This is a genomic window from Brevibacterium sp. SIMBA_078 (assembly GCF_046534565.1).
In the GTDB taxonomy this organism is placed as follows: domain Bacteria; phylum Actinomycetota; class Actinomycetes; order Actinomycetales; family Brevibacteriaceae; genus Brevibacterium.
The window spans coordinates 1-278 of the sequence record NZ_JAWRYQ010000163.1 but is presented as its reverse complement, the minus strand read 5'-3'; the positions used below and the strand labels follow the sequence as shown (position 1 = coordinate 278).

Genomic DNA, 278 nt, shown 5'->3' with positions numbered 1-278 from the left:
CCGATGCCGAGGCCTACCCGGCAGATGCAGGCGATGATCACAGCAAATATGAACAACTGGCGGTTTCGGTCGAACAGGTACAGGCAAACTTCGCCAGCTACGGGCTCTTGGATGACCAGGTGAAGTTTCTGAAAGGCTGGTTCAAAGACACGCTGCCAAAGCTTGACGGCACCTTCGCCGTAGTTCGGCTGGACGGTGATATGTATGAATCCACCATCCAGGCGATTGAGGCTCTATACCCGCAGCTTTCTGACGGCGGCTATCTGATTGTCGATGAC

The 278-nt window shown here is 54.7% G+C and carries 1 protein-coding gene; it reads left to right on the top strand.

What is annotated here, in order from left to right:
- A partial coding sequence (locus tag SB749_RS19290) for a TylF/MycF/NovP-related O-methyltransferase (RefSeq protein ID WP_410711724.1) occupies positions 1-278 on the top strand: 278 nt, incomplete at both ends.